Origin of the sequence: Pseudomonas sp. R76 (assembly GCF_009834565.1) — a bacterium.
Lineage (GTDB): Bacteria > Pseudomonadota > Gammaproteobacteria > Pseudomonadales > Pseudomonadaceae > Aquipseudomonas.
In genome coordinates this window covers 2,553,106-2,569,509 of sequence record NZ_CP019428.1, presented here as the reverse complement: position 1 = coordinate 2,569,509, position 16,404 = coordinate 2,553,106, and the positions used below count along the sequence as shown (strand labels likewise).

At 57.3% G+C, this 16,404-nt stretch carries 22 protein-coding genes, 1 tRNA gene and 1 pseudogene; 6 read left to right on the top strand and 18 right to left on the bottom strand.

Annotation, left to right across the window (positions count from 1 at the left end; translation table 11 throughout):
- Nucleotides 1-11 precede the first annotated feature (11 nt).
- The 3 genes from PspR76_RS11885 to PspR76_RS11875 all read left to right on the top strand — a co-directional run bounded on the left by PspR76_RS11885 (nucleotide 12) and on the right by PspR76_RS11875 (nucleotide 1,213).
- Complete coding sequence (locus PspR76_RS11885) at nucleotides 12-203, top strand: hypothetical protein (protein ID WP_159955389.1); 192 nt, start codon at nucleotides 12-14, stop codon at nucleotides 201-203.
- Between the two features lie 21 nt (nucleotides 204-224).
- Nucleotides 225-554: a hypothetical protein gene (locus PspR76_RS11880; protein ID WP_159955387.1), complete on the top strand. Its 330-nt coding sequence runs from the start codon at nucleotides 225-227 to the stop codon at nucleotides 552-554.
- Between the two features lie 155 nt (nucleotides 555-709).
- Nucleotides 710-1,213, top strand: a complete 504-nt coding sequence (locus PspR76_RS11875; protein WP_237235751.1) for a glycosyltransferase family 25 protein — start codon at nucleotides 710-712, stop codon at nucleotides 1,211-1,213.
- A gap of 235 nt (nucleotides 1,214-1,448) precedes the next feature.
- Here PspR76_RS11875 and PspR76_RS11870 read toward each other — a convergent pair whose 3' ends face one another.
- Nucleotides 1,449-2,294 carry a DNA/RNA non-specific endonuclease gene (locus tag PspR76_RS11870; RefSeq protein WP_159955383.1) on the bottom strand — a complete coding sequence of 282 codons (846 nt, stop codon included), beginning with the start codon at nucleotides 2,292-2,294 and terminating at the stop codon, nucleotides 1,449-1,451.
- A 261-nt stretch (nucleotides 2,295-2,555) separates the two neighbouring features.
- Here PspR76_RS11870 and PspR76_RS11865 point away from each other — a divergent pair, with 261 nt between their 5' ends.
- Nucleotides 2,556-3,596: a zinc-dependent alcohol dehydrogenase family protein gene (locus PspR76_RS11865; protein ID WP_159955381.1), complete on the top strand. Its 1,041-nt coding sequence runs from the start codon at nucleotides 2,556-2,558 to the stop codon at nucleotides 3,594-3,596.
- Here PspR76_RS11865 and PspR76_RS11860 read toward each other — a convergent pair.
- From PspR76_RS11860 to PspR76_RS11800, 14 genes and pseudogenes are all read right to left on the bottom strand, one after another.
- Nucleotides 3,593-3,949: a hypothetical protein gene (locus PspR76_RS11860; RefSeq protein WP_159955379.1), complete on the bottom strand. Its 357-nt coding sequence runs from the start codon at nucleotides 3,947-3,949 to the stop codon at nucleotides 3,593-3,595. The two genes, PspR76_RS11865 and PspR76_RS11860, sit on opposite strands and share 4 nt — an antisense overlap.
- A gap of 38 nt (nucleotides 3,950-3,987) precedes the next feature.
- Nucleotides 3,988-4,063: transfer RNA gene (locus tag PspR76_RS11855), tRNA-Gly, on the bottom strand.
- A gap of 63 nt (nucleotides 4,064-4,126) precedes the next feature.
- Nucleotides 4,127-4,687, bottom strand: a complete 561-nt coding sequence (gene pgsA / locus PspR76_RS11850; RefSeq protein WP_016968866.1) for a CDP-diacylglycerol--glycerol-3-phosphate 3-phosphatidyltransferase — start codon at nucleotides 4,685-4,687, stop codon at nucleotides 4,127-4,129.
- 278 nt (nucleotides 4,688-4,965) lie between these two features.
- Nucleotides 4,966-5,349: a hypothetical protein gene (locus tag PspR76_RS11845; RefSeq protein WP_159955377.1), complete on the bottom strand. Its 384-nt coding sequence runs from the start codon at nucleotides 5,347-5,349 to the stop codon at nucleotides 4,966-4,968.
- Between the two features lie 182 nt (nucleotides 5,350-5,531).
- A complete protein-coding gene (locus tag PspR76_RS31660; RefSeq protein ID WP_442966824.1) occupies nucleotides 5,532-5,744 on the bottom strand; it encodes a gp19.5 family protein in 213 nt (70 codons plus the stop codon).
- Nucleotides 5,677-6,618: pseudogene (gene terL, locus PspR76_RS11840) on the bottom strand (phage terminase large subunit); the annotation flags it as partial. The gene PspR76_RS31660 and the pseudogene terL, both read right to left, overlap by 68 nt.
- Before the next feature lie 42 nt (nucleotides 6,619-6,660).
- The gene (locus PspR76_RS11835) at nucleotides 6,661-7,113 is read right to left on the bottom strand and encodes a lysis system i-spanin subunit Rz (protein WP_159955375.1); all 453 of its coding nucleotides are present in this window, start codon (nucleotides 7,111-7,113) and stop codon (nucleotides 6,661-6,663) included.
- 15 nt (nucleotides 7,114-7,128) lie between these two features.
- Nucleotides 7,129-7,380, bottom strand: a complete 252-nt coding sequence (locus tag PspR76_RS11830; protein WP_159955373.1) for a DNA packaging protein — start codon at nucleotides 7,378-7,380, stop codon at nucleotides 7,129-7,131.
- A 9-nt stretch (nucleotides 7,381-7,389) separates the two neighbouring features.
- Nucleotides 7,390-7,578: a type II holin gene (locus PspR76_RS11825; protein WP_159955371.1), complete on the bottom strand. Its 189-nt coding sequence runs from the start codon at nucleotides 7,576-7,578 to the stop codon at nucleotides 7,390-7,392.
- Between the two features lie 9 nt (nucleotides 7,579-7,587).
- Complete coding sequence (locus PspR76_RS11820; protein WP_159955369.1) at nucleotides 7,588-8,484, bottom strand: hypothetical protein; 897 nt, start codon at nucleotides 8,482-8,484, stop codon at nucleotides 7,588-7,590.
- Nucleotides 8,447-9,229, bottom strand: a complete 783-nt coding sequence (locus PspR76_RS11815; RefSeq protein ID WP_159955367.1) for a DNA-directed RNA polymerase — start codon at nucleotides 9,227-9,229, stop codon at nucleotides 8,447-8,449. The genes PspR76_RS11820 and PspR76_RS11815 overlap by 38 nt, the downstream gene beginning before the upstream one ends.
- Before the next feature lie 102 nt (nucleotides 9,230-9,331).
- Nucleotides 9,332-11,155: an excinuclease ABC subunit UvrC gene (uvrC, locus tag PspR76_RS11810; RefSeq protein ID WP_159955366.1), complete on the bottom strand. Its 1,824-nt coding sequence runs from the start codon at nucleotides 11,153-11,155 to the stop codon at nucleotides 9,332-9,334.
- A 1-nt stretch (nucleotide 11,156) separates the two neighbouring features.
- Complete coding sequence (gene gacA, locus PspR76_RS11805) at nucleotides 11,157-11,798, bottom strand: response regulator transcription factor GacA (RefSeq protein WP_003190387.1); 642 nt, start codon at nucleotides 11,796-11,798, stop codon at nucleotides 11,157-11,159.
- A gap of 151 nt (nucleotides 11,799-11,949) precedes the next feature.
- Complete coding sequence (locus PspR76_RS11800) at nucleotides 11,950-12,315, bottom strand: helix-turn-helix domain-containing protein (RefSeq protein ID WP_159955365.1); 366 nt, start codon at nucleotides 12,313-12,315, stop codon at nucleotides 11,950-11,952.
- A gap of 82 nt (nucleotides 12,316-12,397) precedes the next feature.
- On the opposite strand from PspR76_RS11800, the gene PspR76_RS11795 reads away from it, so the two are divergent.
- Complete coding sequence (locus PspR76_RS11795; protein WP_159955364.1) at nucleotides 12,398-12,637, top strand: DNA-binding protein; 240 nt, start codon at nucleotides 12,398-12,400, stop codon at nucleotides 12,635-12,637.
- Between the two features lie 33 nt (nucleotides 12,638-12,670).
- Here the strand turns inward: PspR76_RS11795 and PspR76_RS11790 are convergent, their stop codons facing one another.
- Both PspR76_RS11790 and PspR76_RS11785 read right to left on the bottom strand, forming a co-directional pair.
- Nucleotides 12,671-13,120 (bottom strand): GNAT family N-acetyltransferase, encoded by a 450-nt coding sequence (locus PspR76_RS11790; RefSeq protein ID WP_159955363.1) that lies wholly within the window; start codon nucleotides 13,118-13,120, stop codon nucleotides 12,671-12,673.
- Between the two features lie 17 nt (nucleotides 13,121-13,137).
- Complete coding sequence (locus PspR76_RS11785; RefSeq protein ID WP_159955362.1) at nucleotides 13,138-13,884, bottom strand: carbon-nitrogen hydrolase family protein; 747 nt, start codon at nucleotides 13,882-13,884, stop codon at nucleotides 13,138-13,140.
- 614 nt (nucleotides 13,885-14,498) lie between these two features.
- Here PspR76_RS11785 and PspR76_RS11780 point away from each other — a divergent pair.
- Entirely contained in the window at nucleotides 14,499-15,569 is a 1,071-nt protein-coding gene (locus PspR76_RS11780) for a 3-deoxy-7-phosphoheptulonate synthase (RefSeq protein WP_159955361.1), read from the top strand.
- A gap of 132 nt (nucleotides 15,570-15,701) precedes the next feature.
- On the opposite strand, the gene PspR76_RS11775 is transcribed toward PspR76_RS11780, so the two are convergent.
- Entirely contained in the window at nucleotides 15,702-16,403 is a 702-nt protein-coding gene (locus PspR76_RS11775; protein ID WP_159955360.1) for an NAD(P)H-dependent oxidoreductase, read from the bottom strand.
- Nucleotide 16,404: the final 1 nt, after the last annotated feature.

The window sequence follows — 16,404 nt, the reverse complement described above, 5'->3', positions numbered from 1 at the left end:
CAGAGACCGCGATGCGCATTTTTCCTCAGTGGTTCAAGCGAGCCCCCCGTTATCGACACTTTGCTTTGCTGGATACCCAAGGCGTGTGCCGGGCATTCAAGAGCTGTGCTGAACAGCCTGCCGGCGAGCACTGGGTAGAAGTTGAACACATCAACCTGACCTGGCTGGGAAGCACGCTGCCCAAGCGCGCCCGAATCGTTTAGCAACCTACGTGGGCCGGACCTATGTCAACCGCACCACCCTCCTTCGCCAACGCCTACTTGGCCAGCCTTGAAGACGCGTTGAGGCTGCATACCGTGCGACTGAAGAAACTGCAGCGCTTCTGGGTGCCGCTGCAGCAACGCGCGCCCAAGTGGGTGCTGGCGTTGTGGGTGTTGGGCGTTTGTGTGTCGGTCGTCACCCAGTGCTACTGCCATTGGCTGGTGACCGCGCCGCTGATTTGCGGATTGATCGTGGCGGAAATCATCATCGACGAGCGGCAAATGACCCTGCTATTGCGTGCGGATGCAGCACGGGACCTGCTCAGGCAGGCTCGGGAAAGCGGCCGGCGATAACCCGAATACAACACCGGGTAAGCGTAGAGGCACAGGAAAACACCCACAAAAGTTGTCGACAGCTCTTGCGAACCTTCCTACATACGATGACTTCTTCAAACCATAGCATTGATCGCTGACCCACCTTATAAGTTTAAAAGGCAGTGATCGCTACCATGTCATCTCTCGGAACATTACACGTGGACGGTGTACTGTGCATCAGTCTTGAAGAGCGCGAAGACCGTCGCAACTTAATTCAACGAGAATTCGCAGACTGCAATTTGAATATCGAGTTTTATAGTGCAAAACGAGATATTAACCCTGAACGCGGATGCTTTACTTCTCATCAGGCCTGTGCGGCGTTGGCGCTTGAGCGCGGGTACAAAAACGTTCTGATCCTGGAAGATGACGCCACGCTGGTAGGGGTTAAACACTCGACGGTGCAACGCATCAACCATTTTTTGTCCTCCCGGCAGCCTGAACTGTTTTACCTGGGTGTCACGCTGGGCACTATGTGGCTCACGTGGAACTTGAATATCACCCGATGCCGGGCAAAAGGCACTCACGCTTATATACTGTACAGCTCAGGGTGCAAAAAACTGCTGACATTCAAGTACGCTGACCTGGCCATAGACAGTCTTTACTCTAAATACTTTAAAGCCTATTGCGCCTTCCCATGATCTGCCAACAACAACCTGAAGAAATAAACCCGAGCGATATAAGTTCAGGTGCCACTGTTGACTTTTGGGAACGTAATTGGAAAAGACAATATCAGGAAGTGTTCCGAAACCTTGGAAAAACATTGATTAGAAAAGGCTTTTAGCGACAGTTGTACGCCCTTGCGGCCCCCCGTCCAGGCGTCGATAGGCTTCAGCCGTCCGAGCAGATCGACGGCTGAAGCCTCTTTGTCTACCGCTACTTGCAGCCGATGCGGCTCGGCAACTGGCCCTGCTTGGCCTTCAGCGCAACCTGCACCGGTTGCGGCAAATTGCTCCAGAACGTCAGCCCCGACCGTTCTTCGATCTGCTTCACCGTCACCTGATAGTCACAGAAATTCGCCCCCTTGGGCGTTTCCTGATTCATCACAAATGAGGCGTACACACCGTTTTCAGGTGAGCTGCCGACGAAGATAATTTTCCAATAGCCACTGGGAATGGTGTGCACCTTGTTCGTCCCCGGAAGCGTACCGACAAAATGCTCATACAGCGGCCCGGTGGTGACGTACACCTGATCGATACCTGCCTGTTTGCTCAGGTTGCGTTCCTGGTCTTCCAGGTGCGCCCAAGGCCCCTGGTTGAGGTCGGACTTCTGCGGGGTGATGTTCGACAGGTAATTGAGGGTGTGCCAGTCAGGAACGCCGGCCATCGACACGAGGTTGGCCTGGTGGCCGCGGTCGACTTTGAGCGCGACATTCGCGCCGTTGTAATCCACCGGGTCGAGGGTTTCGCCAGCGGGAATGTCCGGGTCGGTCTGCCAGTCGCGTGGGCGACCGCTGGCGGGTGTGTCCTTGGTGATTTTGTACGACACCCAGTTGGCAAACTTGGTCGAACCATTGTTGTTCAGGGTGTACGCCTGGCGGTTCAGCGTCAGCGGGCTGCCGCCGCTTGGGCAGCCCACCGAGCAGTTATCGAACGGCAGTGCCTGCTGCGTCTGGGGTTGAGTAGAGACGGCGGGTTCGCGGGTTCTGTCGGGTGTGGTACAGGCCGCCAAGAGCGGGATCAACAGATAGGCCAGCGGCTTTAACTTCATACGTCCTTGCATGGTGTAGCTCCTTGGGTCAATGACAACGGCAGATGCCGGGCCGACGCTTGCGGTTCCATCGCGTGTCGGCGTAAACATTAAACCACGTTAAACATTGCAAATTAACGTTATCGCGCCCAATAAAAAGCCACTCAATTGAGTGGCTTTGGGAGCGGGAGTATCACCTTACTTTCGTTTGAACGCCGCACGCCTTTCTGCATGTTCGGCGGCAAATTGGTCGACGATTCGCCGCTGTGCACTACAGGGATAGAGGTTACTTTCATGAAAGCAGTTGTCTACGAAGCCTTTTCCAAACCGCCGCGCGTGATGGACGTCGAAGACCCGACGCCGGAGCGTCACGGTGTGGTGATACAGGTGAGGGGCACGGGGGTTTGCCGCAGCGACTGGCACGGCTGGAAGGGCCATGATCCGGACATCCAGCTGCCGCATGTTCCCGGGCATGAGCTTGCCGGCATCGTGGTCGAGGTTGGCCGCGACATTACCCGGTGGAAGGTCGGCGACCGCGTGACGGTGCCCTTCGTCGGCGGGTGTGGCGCGTGTCCCGAGTGCAACAGCGGTAACCAGCAGGTCTGCAATACGCAGTTTCAACCGGGCTTCACCCACTGGGGTTCGTTTGCTGAATACGTCGGTATCCATCAGGCCGACCTGAACGTCGTGGCACTCCCTGAGAGCATGGACTTTGCCACCGCTGCAAGCCTGGGTTGTCGCTTCGCCACTTCATTCCGCGCCGTCGTTGACCAAGGCAAAGTCAGCGCCGGACAGTGGATTGCGGTGCACGGCTGCGGAGGCGTCGGCCTGTCCGCCGTGATGATCGCCAACGCCCTCGGCGCGAACGTCATCGCCATCGATATTTCCCAGGAAAAACTCGAACTGGCGCGCTCGCTCGGCGCCGTTGCAACCGTGAACGCACAAGCCGTTGCGGACGTCACCGAAGCCGTGCTGGAAATCACCCAGGGTGGCGCCCACGTCTCACTGGATGCACTGGGCCATCCCACCACGTGCTTCAACTCCATCAACAACCTGCGCCGTCGAGGCAAACACGTCCAGGTAGGCCTGATGCTCGCCGACCACGCCACACCGGCGATCCCCATGAGCAAAGTTATCGCGCACGAGCTTGAGATCTACGGAAGCCACGGCATGCAAGCCCATCGTTATGACGCCATGGTCCAGATGATCACCTGCGGAAAACTCGCCCCGGAAAAACTCGTGGGTAAAACCATCAGCCTGGAGCAGTCCATCGACGCGCTGATGAACATGGATCGCTTCGAGACGGCCGGCGTAACGGTTGTGACCGAGTTCTAGCTCAGGCAGGACGCAACAGTACCCATTACGTTACGCCGACTATCTGCAGTCGGGTTTTCCAGCTCGGCCCAGCGGCAGTGGGTGCGCGGATCCTGCCGTTCGGCGCGGGCTTTTTCCTCGCCGCCCTTGGCAGCGCCTTTCTTGGCCAGCGCCAAGGCAAGCCCGGAGCCCTGCTGGGCTTGAGCCTGCAGGCTGCAAGTATGTTGACGGTGGTCCAGTGCGTCGGCGGGGTGTTCTTTGCCGTGAAAAACCGCCTTCTCGCAGATGTCGGGCTCTCCCAGGCCCTGGACAGAGCTTGGCCAGGCACGACAAATGGCTGGCCAAGCGCCGACGTATGAGTAAATTCCAGGCAAAAAAAAACCACTCGTTAGAGTGGCTTTTTCTTTGTGTTTGGAGCGGGAAACGAGACTCGAACTCGCGACCCCGACCTTGGCAAGGTCGTGCTCTACCAACTGAGCTATTCCCGCGTCTTGGTGGTGTGCATTCTATAGAATCCAGAACCCCCGTCAACCCCTTGATTCAAAAAAGTTTTATTTCTTTTCAACGGTGGTGCGCAGGTGAGGCCAGGCGGCGCGCAAATACTGGAGCATGGACCACAAGGTCAGGCCGGCGGCGATCAGCAGCAAGGCGTAGCCCAGCAGGACCCAGAAGGAGAAGTCCGACGGGTTGGCCAGCAGGATGACCAGCGCGAGCATCTGCGCGGCGGTTTTCCACTTGCCCATGTTGGAGACCGCCACGTGGGCGCGGGCGCCGATTTCGGCCATCCATTCGCGCAGGGCTGAAACGACGATCTCGCGGCCGATGATCACCGCGGCCGGCAGGGTCAGCCACAGGTTGCCGTGTTCCTGCACCAGCAGGACCAGGGCGACGGCCACCATGAGTTTGTCGGCCACCGGGTCCAGGAACGCACCAAAAGGCGTGCTTTGTTCCAGGCGGCGCGCCAGGTAGCCGTCGAGCCAGTCGGTGGCGGCCGCGAAGGCAAACACCGAACTTGAGGCCGCGTAGCTCCATTCGTAAGGCAAATAAAACAGCAAAATAAAAATCGGGATAAGCAGGACGCGTAGAACGGTGATCAGATTAGGGATATTCATCGGCACAACTGGCTACGAGGTGGAAAGGCATTCTACTCGCTGTGCAGGCACAAGAGGCGTGGCACAGCCATGATACGAGCATAATTGAACGAATGTCTAACGGTGTTCTAACCCAAGTCTAACACTCGGGAATCAGGGAGACAGGCCGTAACGATACCAGAAAGGACCGGCCTACAGAGGCGCCCATGTGCGCGATAAGGACCCAGGCGAGGCCCTATGGGGGGGAACTGGCGGCTGAGCCCTATTGAGGTGGTCACTCAGATTTTTCTGTCAGATTCTCAAAGGAAACCTGTACCGTCCAACGTTGGTAGCGTGATTCTGATCGTATCCTCATGGTTCCAGTGGTGTCCCTCGCGCTCGTATTCAGCTATGCAGTCATTTACACGGGATTCGACAGAGCGCACGAGTATTTCAATCTCAGGGATTTGTCCTAATAGGCCATCATAATCAGCCTCCCTGAACTGAACGTAATACATACCGCCAGCCCAAAGGACCGTTTTCGGTTGCCGGTAGGTGAGGTCCGTATGTGCAAATTGCTGCATTCTCAGGTTTACGAGCTGTTGGTGCAGGGGCAGCATCTCTTTCGGAACAATGTTTTTTGTTGCGAGTTCGTTTTTACCGCTCTTGCCTATATTCTTGGAAAAAGGACGAACGTAGGCCACCGTGATATCACGAAGCAGTGCATACCTAACGTCTGGTCTTCTGTATCGCTTCAGTATCTTTATAGAGGTAAGCGCGGAGACCATGTCATTAGAGTACATGCGATAAAATAAGTACTGCTCTTCATTCCTCAGCCTCATGGCTCCTACCCACCTCGTTCATTACAAACCCTACGAGAATCCCGCTAAGGTCCCCCATCACAGCCACCAAGTAGAACACAGACGACATCCCCAAAGGTTTCGACAAGTGGACCACCTTGAACAACTCCAAGAGAAACAAGGAGTAAAGCAAGAAATCGGTAGGTGACACGGTGCGTCAGCAGTACTCGAAGGGACGGCCAACCACTGAAGGGTTGTGGGTGCAGTGTCCAAGGAGAACAGCCCCACGATGAAGTCACGAAGCTTAAGCGGGTACTTCTCGGCGTCACTAAGGTTCGGGTTAAGCATGAACTGAAGCGCGAAGCCGCCTTTACCGTAGGACAACTCACGTTCCCGTAGGTCCGTATCGTCGAAACGAACAGGGTCAGTAGGCTTCCAGTAAAGCGAGTCATCCTCTTGAAGCTCTCGGAGAAGCATCGGCGCGAGTCGACTCCCACCACCATGCGCGTAGCTCTCAAGGTCCTTGTGGTCCTTGGGATACCGAGCTGGCCAGATGGTTGTCACGTAGCCTTTATCTTCGAGCGACCTGTAAAGGGTCATCTCGGTTTGTGGCGTGCCCAGGTAAATAATCTGAGACCCAGGCAGCGGCTTTAGGATCGCGTCGAACTCTTGAACGAGTGTTGCCAGGGCTTCACGAGCTGCCTGAGTGGCGCTGTTACCTGGGACCTCAACGTCATCCGCAATAAGGATGTCTGCACGGGAACCCGTAAGCTGCCCAGTGATACCAACCGACTTCACAGACGGCGAGTGGTCAGGCTTAGCCGGTCCCACGTCGAAACTCAGCGAGCTATCACGTTGCTTCGCGGTTGGCTTCAGGTGGTGCAGAAACGGAAGTAGATCAATGATCCGTTTAATAAAGATGCTGTTTGCATCTGCCCGTTCTTTCGAGGCCGACACAATGAGGAACTTTAGGTCTGGGTTATTCCAGAGTTTCCACACAACAAAGGCGCACGTAATAAAGCTCTTGCCGATACCTCGGAATGCCTGAAGGATGAACCGTTTATCTTTCCCGGAGGAAAGGACCCGAGCCATATCTATCTGACATCTCGTTGGCTTCGGTAAGTTAAGAGCTGCCCACAGGACAAAAAGAAAGGCCACAAAGGACCTTTTCATTAACGCTATGTCTTTTTCTGATTGATTCAATTGCCCTCCCTATTATTTCTCTCCTTGTAATCTCCTTACAATTTGTTGAAGCGCGGTTACTTGTTCGTCTGCGCGCTGGGCCTGCTCGATAAGAAATCGAGAAGTGTCTGGGTGTAACTCGGCTTTACCATTACTGACTGGTCCACAACTACCTGTGACGTTGCAGACGGTTGAATCTGCGAGCTGGACTGACAGCCTGATACCGTCAGCGCGCAGCCTATCAATAGTGCGGTCAGCCACAGCCTTACTGTTTTTACTGTAGTCCTGCCAATTCTTAGAGACTTCGTTAAGAGCCTTCTGAGTTGTTGCACGTTCTTCCTCCCGTTCGCTGTTGAGCTGTATAAGCTCCTTAGCCTTATCGTTGGTTGCTTTAACGTCCCGGTCATGCCAGCCCTTGGAATAAACCCCAAGGACCAACAGACAGGCACAGGCAAGCCCCAAGATCATCTTGGTGATTGTTCCCATGGGTCTCCTTATTGCTTAGTGCGTAGTGCCGTAAAGTTCATCGTCAGAAAGGTCACGCACGGAATCCAGGGAAGACGCCAAGTCGCCCAACAAGGACGCATCAGGTTTTAGCTTCTGAATGGTGAACTTGTGACGCTCTAACAGTTTCTCGATGGCGTTATAAAGTTGCGGGGTACGCTTCTCTTCATTGCGAAGGTCGGCAAGCATGTAGCGAGCCTTTTCGGTATCAATAGCTTCAAGAAGTTGCTCAAGTAAATTTTCGGACATTAGTGCCTCCTATGTTTTAACCCCCTTGACAGTCTTGTAGACCAAGACGCCGCATTGAGTCAGTGTGTAGATGATGGCCGCTGCATAGAACCAATCGGACATCGTTAAGCCAGCAAAGCGACTTGCTACATCAGCACCAGCCGCCGCCACAACGGGAGTGGCACGAACCACCCCCTCGTTAAAATTAAGTTCGAGCATTGAGCCTCCTTATGGTCGGTACGGTACTCGCTTGAATCCGTAGAAGTTGGTGAATCCGCTGTTGGCACCGAAGTTAATGAACTGAAGTACTCGACGCTGTGCCGTGTTGGTGTCACGGAAGGCCATCAGTACGTAACTGTTAGGCGAGTGCTGGATATACATTTGAGTGTTCACAGGCATAGCAGACAACTCACGCAAACCCGTTACGTACGTGTAGACGTTCGACTGGCCCGCATACCAGCCCGCAAAGGACTCGTAGTTCCAAACGTCGTCATTCAGGTTCAACGTAGTCCCGTTCGCTACTGCGCCACTTGCAAGCTGGACCTGCTGTAAACGGTGAGGGGTGTCCAACTGGCCCAAGTGGTTGTACAGGGAGGTGCCAGCGTAGATCGGCGAAACGAGGTTGGCATCGCCGAGAATGGCGACGTTCGATTGGCTCAGGATCACACCGTTAGGGATAACAGCGGCACCGTTACCAGTGAACCTAATAGACTGACCACCGCCTGGCATTCCATAACTCGGAGCAATATAAACATCCCCATTCTGTGCGCTGTAGATCACTGCACGGGTCCCACCTCCCACGTTGCGGAACCAGTAGTGGACATTGCTTGAGTCGACACCGTTTGCGTAAGCTCGGACGCTGCCAGAGCGAGCGAGGACATCACCCGCAGCCTGAACGTCTCCACCTGAGTCGAACCCACCGGACACGTTGAAAGTTGCCCGTACACGACCACGGATATCATCTACGAGATTAACAGTGCCGTTGGACGAGTGAACGATACGGACGGTATAACCTGTGGGGCTCGAATCGTCCTCCTTGCGGATAGTGATACCACCTGAGCCACCCACCTGTACCGCGTTACGGAACTTAGCCGAGCCATCCAGCGGCCATGCCACGAGTGCCAAGAATCCGCTTCTCGGCTATCTCACCGGTCTTCTTGTTCGCTACGGTTTCCGTTGAATCGTCGGAGCCTTCTGCAAGGTCTCGTGCCAGCGCTTCATTAACGCGGTCTGCGACAAGCTTGTAGATGTCCTGCACGGTTTCGGAGGGCACGAGATTGACCGCACGACCGCCACGTTCATCTCGAAGCATTGCGCTGAAGTGTTGAATCCCAGAACATGAGCCATCGAAGGCGATAGGTAGAGCGGAAAGGTGCTGTGCGCCGTTCTGTTTGACCCCTTCCCACTCAAAGCAGAAAGCGAGGAAGCAGAATGGCGAATCCATCGAGGTCCACTCGGTGTTATTGAGGGGATCGGCGGCGCATCCGAGGATAAGCTCTTCATTGTCTGTCACCCATTGTTTACGTTGGTCGAAAGCGACCTTATCGACCCCAGCGCAGTTCGCGCCGTGGATCATTAGCCACTCAATGCCCTCTTCGCCTACAGGTTCCGCAATAGATGCCTGCAAGAGCCCTTTGGTCATGTCGTTACCCTGCGGGTTGAATGCAGGAATCGCGTAGACCCGGCCACGCCAGTCCAAGTTGTAGGGGAAGTAGATCGACTCAAAGGCCGAGAACTTGTTGGCCTGTTCCAAGGCAAACTCATAACCCAGACGACGGGAGACACGAGCTTTATCGCGGCGGTACACAGTGGCCGCTTCGCGCTTCCAGGTCTTCAGGACCTCCGCGTCATCGTCGATAGGGACGCGCAAGCTCTAACATTGTTCTAACACTTTGAGGGTTCGTAGCGGTGGTCATCATGGTCAAAGCCCCGGATTCATTGGGTTGACCTCTCGCCGCACTAAGTAGGCATTCTATTCGCTATGCAGATTCGCATAAATCAACTCAGCGAGCTTTTTACTGATACCGGGTGCTTTGGCTATTTCGTCAATGCTGGCACGGGATAGCTCTTGCAAGCCACCAAAATGTTTAAGCAGGTCGCGACGGCGTGTCGGCCCGACGCCTGCCACCCCTTCCAGGGTTGAGGTTCGTCGGGTTTTGCCACGACGGGCACGGTGGCCGGTGATGGCAAAACGGTGGGCTTCGTCGCGGATCTGTTGAATCAGGTGCAGTGCGGGTGAGTCGCCCTTCAAAGTGAACTCATGGGCGGCATCATTCAAGTACAACGTCTCGAAACCGGCCTTGCGCGTGGCGCCCTTGGCCACGCCGAGCAGGATCAGGTCGGGCACCGCCAGCTCGTTGAGCACGTCGCGGGCCATGGACAGCTGGCCCTTGCCGCCGTCTACCAGGAGGATATCCGGCAGCTTGCCCTCGCCGTCCTTCAACTTGCTGAAGCGCCGCGTAAGGGCCTGGTGCATGGCGGCGTAGTCATCGCCGGCGGTGACGCCTTCGATGTTGTAGCGCCGGTAGTCGGATTTGATCGGCCCTTCCGGCCCGAACACCACGCAGGACGCCACGGTGGCTTCGCCGCTGGAGTGGCTGATGTCGTAGCACTCAAGGCGCTGCGGCGGCTCGTCCAGGTTGAGGACTTCAGCCAGGGCGTCAAAGCGTGCGGCCACATGCTGCCGATTGGCCAGGCGCGCGCTCAAGGCCTGTTCGGCATTCGTCACCGCCAGTTGCTGCCAGCGCGCACGGGTGCCGCGTACGCGGTGGCTGATGTCCAGCTCGCGGCCGCGCACCTCGTGAATCGCTTCGATCAGTGTGGGAAAGTCTACGTGCACCACGTTGACGATCAACTCCGACGGCAAATCGCGCTCGGGGCTGCTGACATAGTATTGGCCAAGGAAAGCGGCCATGACTTCGGCCACCTCCTCGTCGATCCCGGTCTGTGGGAAAAAGTTCTTGCTGCCCAGCACTCGCCCGCCGCGCACGCTGATCAGGTGCACACAGGCGCCGCCTGGGTTGACGAAGGCGGCGATCACATCGACATCGCCGGTGCCGCCCTCCATGCTTTGCTGGTCCTGGACGCGGCGCAGCAGGGAGATCTGGTCACGCAGCTCGGCGGCGCGCTCGAAATCCAGCGTACTGGCAGCCTGCTCCATAGCGCCGGAAAGCTCGTCGGTGAGTGCATTGCTGCGACCTTCGAGAAACATCACCGAATGGCGTACATCCTCGGCGTATTCCGCCGGCTCGACCACCCCCACGCACGGCGCCTTGCAACGTTTGATCTGGTATTGCAGGCAGGGCCGCGTGCGGTTCTTGTAGAAGCTGTCTTCGCACTGGCGCACAAAAAAGGTTTTTTGCAGCAGGCTTAAACTCTCGCGGATCGCGCCGGCGCTGGGGTACGGGCCGAAATACTTGCCCTTCTGCTTCTTCGCGCCACGGTGAATACTCAGCCGTGGGAAGTTACCGTCGGATAAAAACACGTAGGGGTAGGATTTATCGTCACGCAGCAGGATGTTGTAGGGCGGCCGCCATTCCTTGATCAGCGTCTGCTCAAGCAGCAGCGCTTCGGTTTCATTGGCGGTGATAGTGGTTTCGACTTGGGCGATACGCGCCACCAGGGCGGCGGTCTTGGGCGCCAGCCCGGTCTTGCGAAAGTAGCTCGCCAGGCGGTTCTTCAGGTTCTTGGCTTTGCCCACGTAAAGCAGGCGCGCCTCGCTGTCGAACATGCGGTACACGCCGGGGCGGCCACTGCAGGTTGAGAGAAAGGCACTTGGATCAAACGGTGTGGTCATGTCAGGCGCTGGCGTCCACCATGCCGTGGCGCACCGCGAGCAGGGTCAATTCAACATCACTGCTGATGGCGAGCTTCTCGAAAATGCGATAGCGGTAGGTGTTGACGGTCTTGGGCGACAGGCAGAGCTTGTCGGAGATCGTCTGCACCTTCTGGCAACCGACGATCATCAAGGCAATCTGGATTTCCCGTTCCGACAGCGCATCAAATGGCGAGTCACTGGTGGGCTGGAACGACTTGATAGCCAACTGCTGGGCGATCTGCGGGCTAATATAACGCTGCCCGGCAAACACCAGGCGAATGGCTTGCACCATCTCCGCCAGGCCTGCGCCCTTGGTCAAGTAACCGGCCGCGCCAGCCTGTAACAGCCGCGTCGGAAACGGGTCTTCCTCGCACACGGTGACGACCACGACTTTTATGTCCGGATGGCTGCGCAACAATTTGGTAGTGGCACCAAGACCGCCGATCCCAGGCATCTTGACGTCCATCAAAACCACATCGGGTTTCAACTCCCGGGCCTTGATCAGGGATTCCTCCCCCGATTCGGCCTGACCGACTACTTGCAGGCCATCGATGTCAGCCAGCATTCGTGTAATGCCTGTACGAACGAGATCGTGATCATCGACTACTAGCACCCTAATCAAGCAGACACCTCGCGATATGGTCTTATAGGTTGCTGAACACCTTAGCAAAAAACCAGGGCGCAGACCTAGCTGCAAGCGTCATATATATAGAGTTAACGCACACTATCGGCGTCCGCCCTGCGGCAGACAGCCGATTTTACTGAGCAAAAGGTCAGCTTTGCGGGAGAGACGGCTTGTGTTTTCCGTTCTGCGACACGGAGTGTTCAGCCAGTGAGGAGGTGAGTCGACGGATAGCGTCCTGGTCCTCCTTGAACATCGCCCGGTAGTTTTCCAGGATTTTCTCTTCCAGCTGGCTCAGGTTTTCCAACTGGATGGGCGTGGGGCTGCCCGTGAGCACGTATAAAACATCGACACCGCGCTCGGCAACGCGTGACAGATAATCCGCCTTGGGCGCGCGGCCACCGCTCTCGTACTTGCCTTGGGCGTTTGCTTCAACGCCGCCGATTTCACCAAACATTTTCTGCGACAGGCCAAGTCGTTCTCTTTCCTGCCTTAAACGCGAACCGATTCCACTCATTTGGATGTATGATCCTATTTTGCACACCCCCAAGAGGTGACACACTCATCTCGTTTTACACAAACTTGAACGGTTTTGAACTATGCCCGGTATTCGCACTGCTGCACAAGCCAAGGCTTGGTTGGAACATCAAGGCAAGTCAGTTCAAGCGTTTGCCCGGGAACACGGCGTTGATCCGGCCACGACGTATCAAGTGCTCGCAGGGCGTAAAAAAGGACGGCGCGGAGAAGCCCATAAGGTGGCGGTCCTGCTGGGCATGAAAGATGGGATTATCGTGGATGAGCCCGTTGCTCAAAGCCGCGATACGCAAGCGGTTTACTGACAGCAGTATGCGCTTATTCGTACAGCGTGCCTGTTAATCGTCCGATGAATCCGCGCCACACACACGCTCCATACACAAAAAGCAGTTCTCTTCCTGGACAATGCTTAGCCCATGCCTCAGGTAGAGGTTTCTGGCCGGGTTGATTTTGAACACGGTCAGGCGCAAAAACCCCAGCCCCTGCGTACGCGCCTTCAGCACCATCTGCTCCAACACCCAGCTGCCGGCGCCTTGCCCGCGACTCGCTTCGATCAAGTGCAGTTCGCGAATAAACAGTGCATCGTCGTCGTAGCTCAGGCTGATAAAACCGATGACCTTATCGTCGCGGCAGATCATCCAGCTTTCTCGACCCGCCCAGGCGGTATCAAAGCCGTCGTTGGACCATATGAACCCGTAGTGCTCGTAATAGCGATCCATCGACTGACGGGTAAGGACGCGTGCAAACGAACAGTCCTGGTCCGTCGCTGCGCGCAAGTGAAAGGTCATTGTCTGCTGCCTCCGATTCAGATTGCCACCTGCCGTCCAGTCCAGCGCCCGCCCTCACGCCGAGCGATGACCAGTGCGCCGCCAACACCCGGTGCCGCGCTGATCAAACCCTGCGCCCCCCAAATTGCGCTGCGCCCTGCACAGGTCCAGCCGCCCGATGGCCCACCGTGATTGGCCATCAGCACGAGCATTCCATGTTCAATGGCGTAGCCCTCGAGCAATGCGGCGTCAGTGGCGTAGCCACCCTCGCTGATCAGCACACCGGCGGCATAGACGTTAGCCCCCGACTCTGCCGCAGCCCGCGGATGACTGGCATGGGAAAAGTCAGCGCATACCGCCAGAGCAATGCGATCTTCACCCCACTCGAGTGCGGCACCACCCTGCCCCGGGATAAATGCCACGTCTTCGCCGGGGTGCAGATGCTGCTTGGTATAGACCGCCAACGAGCCGTCCGCCCCCAACACCAGTGCGCCGATCAACACACCCGTTTCAGGTGCCAGGCGAATCGGCATCCCCACCACCGCCGTCAACCGCAGCGCTTGCGCCCTCTCGCGCAACGGCGTCAGCACGGCGTCATCCGGCGCTATTGCCAAACCGGCCGCCAACGCGGGTTCATACCCGGTTAACGACAGCTCCGGAAACACCAGCAACTGCACACCGTGTTCCGCCGCGGCCTGCATAAATGCCAGGTGCTGCTGGATATTGGCCGGCACGTCGCCTGCGCTGGAGAGGGTTTGAGCGGCAGCAAGGGTCAATGCAGTCATGGTCGCGTCCAGGCAATCATTATCAAAGTGTTACCAGCATATCGGCACTCGCCCCATAGCCGTAAGTAGCTCATGCGATAGAAATTACTGATTGAATCCAACCGTGCGCCTCTAGTAAGCTCAGCCCATCATTTGGAGACACACCATGTTGCAACTCACCCACACTCAGGTTTGCCCTGCTGCCAGCGCCTCGCGCTCGGTGTCGGCTACCCGCGTGAACGGTTCGAGCGCACTGGTCAGCTTTTATTTTGGGTATTGGTTTAGCCACTGGCGCGCCTGATACCTGAAATCGGCGCCCACTACTCAAGGGGTCGCCTACCAGAGAAATCTAACCCCCGGTCGGCTCCCCGACCGGGGGTTTTGTTTTTTCAGGCCTCCATCATTTTTTGAAGATCACTTAAAGGACACACGACATGAACTACGCCACTTATTACCGCTACGACACTTGCACTGCATGGCGATTTAGCAAGCTCCGTTCGGGACAGCCTGCCGCCTCCGATCGGTCACCTATCGGTGGCAAGCCAACACACGTAGCCACTACGGCCAATTGTCGAACACCCCACTAGGGCAGAGCGCGCGGGAACAGCCCGCCGCTTGCCCAGGAAGCCTTGAATATGAACTCCGCCACCGCCGCTTTGCCTGTTGCCAACCTCTCCAGCGCCAATGAAGCCCTGACCCAGCGCTTGCCCAGCGCCCTTGAGCTCAAGCATCAGTTGCCCCTCAGCCCGTTCCTCCACGAGCAGATCCACGCCCATCGCCAAGCCGTGCGCGCCATCCTCAACGGTGAAGATTCCCGTTTGCTGGTGATTATCGGCCCGTGCTCGATCCACGACCCCGAATCGGCCATGGAATACGCGCGCAACCTGAAGAAGCTGGCGCTTGAAGTCAGCGACCAGATGCTGCTGGTGATCCGCGCCTACGTCGAAAAACCGCGCACCACCATCGGTTGGAAAGGCCTGGCCTACGACCCGCACCTGGACGGCAGCGATGACATGGCCGCAGGCCTCACCCTGTCCCGCGAGCTGATGCGCGAAATGCTGCGCCTGGGCCTGCCGGTCGCCACCGAGCTGCTGCAACCCATGGCCGCCGGCTACTTCGATGACCTGCTCAGCTGGGTCGCCATCGGCGCACGCACCACCGAATCGCAGATCCACCGCGAAATGGCCAGCGGCCTGGGCATGCCCGTCGGCTTCAAGAATGGCACCGACGGCGGCGTCGCGATTGCCTGTGACGCGATGCGCTCGGCGTCCCACCCGCACCGCCACTTCGGCGTCGACAGCCAGGGCCACCCGGCGATCATCCAGACCCCGGGCAACCCCGACACCCACCTGGTGCTGCGCGGCGGTCACCGTGGGCCGAACTACGATGCGCAGAGCGTGGCGCAGGTGAAGCTGGACCTGGCCAAGTCCAAAGTGGCGGCGCGGATCATGGTTGATTGCAGCCACGCCAACAGCGGCAAAGACCCGCTGCGTCAACCGGCGGTGTTCAATGACGTACTGGAACAGCGCCTGCAGGGCGACACTTCGCTGGTCGGCATGATGATTGAAAGCCACTTGTTCGAGGGCTGCCAACCGCTGGGCGCGTCGATGAAATACGGCGTGTCGGTGACCGATGGTTGCCTGGGCTGGGACGGCACCGAACAGTTGTTGCGCAGTGCGGCAGAGCGGTTGCGCCAACAGCGGTAAACCCACTGCACCATGGAGATCAAAAATGTGGGAGCGGGCTTGCTCGCGAAAGCGGTGGATCAGTCAGAAAATCTGGCACTGATAGACCGCATTCGCGAGCAAGCCCGCTCCCACATTTGATCGCCATCGGGTTCAAGAAAGTGGGTATAGCGCCTCATCGAACTGTGCCAATTTCGGAAACACCAAGGACTGCTCCTCCGCCAGCCCTTTGAGCCGCCCCGCATACCCCAACAGAAACTCCCGCCGCGCCTCATCACTGATATACGGCACATGCCACGCCACAAACGGCGCCAGCACCTCATACCCCACATACGCCAACGTACCGCGCAGAATCGGTCGCAACATGTCCTCCAACGGCCCATGAATCGCACCCTCGCCGAACATATGCTCACGCCCGCCCAGCGTCACCGTGACCAGCGCGCGCTTGCCCGCCAAGCCGCCCTGATCGTAGAAACGCTTGCCGCCGTAACACACGCCCGACACCAGTACCCGGTCGATCCAGCCCTTGAGCATCGCCGGCGCCGAGAACCAGAAAATCGGGAAGTTGAGAATCAGCAAATCGGCCCACAGCACCTTGTCCAACTCGGCCTGGATATCCGCGGCGATCGACTGCTTCTTCACCCCCAGGCGCTGCTCCAGGGCATACACCAGATACTCGGGGTTCTCCCGCGTGGAAAAATCCGCCGCCGACGCCACCGGGTTCCACTGCATGGCGTACAAGTCACTCACCTGCACCTGGTGCCCCTGGGCTTGCAACGTGGTGACCGCCTGATCGCGCAGGGCGGCGGTGAAGGACTGTGGCTCAGGGTGCGCGTGAACAATCAAAACCTTCATG